Consider the following 2226-nt stretch of genomic DNA (forward strand, 5'->3'; position numbering starts at 1 on the left):
GTGTGGTGCCGGGTTACCTAATAACGCTTCCGTCCCTCGGGACAACTTCGTTCCAGTCGACAACCTCGTCAAACACACCTTGTGGGCGGTACAGACACGAAGCGGTTCGCGGGGTAGGTGCGAACGTCGCTTCGAAGGCCCTTGCCAGGGCCTCTGATTAGCGGGAGCGAGGCCATCATGCCTTTGCTTTTTTGCCTCGTCAAACGTTTTGTAGTGCTTTTTTTCAAGCACTACATCTTTGGTCTAATACGACTAATCAGTCAGTTTTCGGTGCTTTAGTCCAGCGCGTCGACTTTGACCCGCAAGGTCATGTCATCCCGGCCTTGAGTCGAGTAGCTGCGGGTCAGGCCCTGTTGGTCGGCCTGGGTCTGGCGATTGACGCCGGCGAGGGTGATCCATTCGCCGAGGCGTCCGCTGACGGTTGTGTCGGTGCTTTGCACGTTCACTACATCGGGACGTTCCTGGCTCATGCGGTCACGGTTGGTACTGATTGCCAGGTGAACGATGTCGCCGGTGACGCTGGCCGTCACGTAAAAACCCTGGGTGACGTTGCGATATTGCGTCTGGCTGCTGTAATCGCCATAGGAGTTGGTCTGGCTGCTGGTGATCGGCACGCTCTGGCCAACCTGGATCAGCGCCGGCATGCCGTCGGTGGCCTGTACCTGCTGCACGCCGCCGTCGCGGCTGGCGGTGCTGCGGCTGATGATCCGGGTCTGGTTCGGCGGCGCGCCGTTGACCGAGTAGCCTTCATCGCCGCGGCCGTTGTTTTCGTTGGTGTCGACTGTGATCAACAAGCGTTTGGGTGCAGTGTCGAGCTGGGTGACCAGCGCCTTGAGCTCCTGAATCTTGTCCGGCTCGGCCTTGATGATCAGTTGATTGCCATAGGCGCTGACCTGGCCGTCCTTGCCGATGAAGTCTTGTGCCATCGGCAGCATGTCGGCGCTGGTGCGGTACTTGAGGGGCACGATTTCTGTGGCTGCCATCACCGACAGGCTGCAACCGAGCAGCAGGGTGGTGAGCAGGGTGCGTAGGGACATGTCCGTTATCTCCGCTTTCGAAAGGCTTGATATTGCCAGTTTGTCGGCCCGCGGTGGTGCAAGTTGAATCGTAGACAGCAAAACGCCCCGGCATCGGCGGATGTCGGGGCGTTTTGTGGTGTGCTTGCGGGCCTCTTCGCGAGCAGGCTCATTCCTACAGGGAATCGCATTTCAATTGTAGGAGTGAGCCTGCTCGCGATCGCCGCGCCGCGGTCTCAAGCCGAATGGCGAACCATATCGACATGCGGAATCCCGGCTTCAAGGAATTCCTCACTGACCAGGCTAAAGCCCAAGCGCTCATAGAACGCCGTGGCCTGTACCTGCGCACTGAGCATCTGCTGCTGCAGGCCTCGCGCTTCAGCTTCAGCAATCACCGCTTGCATCAGCGCATCACCAACCTTCATCCCGCGCCAGTCTTTCAGCACGGATACCCGGCCAATGTGCCCGTCGGGCAACAGGCGCGCAGTGCCAATCGGAAAGTCGCCTTCAAACGCCAGAAAATGCACGGCGGTCGCGTCATCCGCGTCCCATTCCAGCTCGGGTGGCACCGATTGTTCGGCGATGAACACCGTTTCACGAATGCGCCGGATCTCGGCGATGTCCTTCTGCCAGTCTGCGACACGTACGCGAATCTTATTCATCGGCGAACCCCAGGCTGCCTTGCTTGACCAGTTCGCACAGCAGGCCGCGACCGTCTTCGTCGTCCAGCCAGTCGCCGAGGTTGTCGGTGTGCAGGGCGTCGGCGGCGCAGATCAGCTTCAGCAGTTCGCGCAGTTTGCCCGGCAGATAACGGCTCTGGCCGCTGGCGAACAGCAACAGGTCGTCATCGACTTCCGACCAGGCCAGGCGCGCGCTCGGGTTGCGGATCAGTACCGCGCCGTCCTGCAGCGCAGCGAGGAAGTCTTCTTCTTCAACTTCTTCCGGGCCCACCACCAGTTCCGGATAGCGCGGCTCGGTCATGTACTGGCCGAACCAGGTCAGCAGCAGACGCTCGTCGCTCATATGCTCGGCGAGCAGGGCTTTCAGGCGATCCAGTGCGTCGTGTTGAATCTGATGCGGGTCAGCGGCCGGTTGCGCGTCGGCATCGGTGTAGCGCTCTTCGTCAGTCAGGAACTGGCTGAGGAAGTCGGTGAAGTGGGTCAGCACTTCAGAAGCGCTCGGTGCGCGGAAACCGACCGAGTAGGTCATG

3 protein-coding genes are annotated in these 2226 nt (G+C 60.4%); all 3 read right to left on the reverse strand.

Features of this window, described 5'->3' with window-relative positions; translation table 11 throughout:
- Positions 1–275: 275 nt before the first annotated feature.
- Complete coding sequence (locus DBR24_RS24010; RefSeq protein WP_123462470.1) at positions 276–1037, reverse strand: secretin N-terminal domain-containing protein; 762 nt, start codon at positions 1035–1037, stop codon at positions 276–278.
- 215 nt (positions 1038–1252) lie between these two features.
- On the reverse strand, positions 1253–1678 hold the full coding sequence (locus tag DBR24_RS24015; protein WP_095138930.1) for a GNAT family N-acetyltransferase: 426 nt from the start codon (positions 1676–1678) through the stop codon (positions 1253–1255).
- Positions 1671–2226 (reverse strand): winged helix domain-containing protein (locus DBR24_RS33485; protein WP_305889136.1); only part of this gene is annotated, 556 nt, incomplete at its 5' end. The genes DBR24_RS33485 and DBR24_RS24015, both read right to left, overlap by 8 nt.

Origin of the sequence: Pseudomonas sp. HMWF006 (assembly GCF_003061205.1) — a bacterium.
Lineage (GTDB): Bacteria > Pseudomonadota > Gammaproteobacteria > Pseudomonadales > Pseudomonadaceae > Aquipseudomonas > Aquipseudomonas monsensis.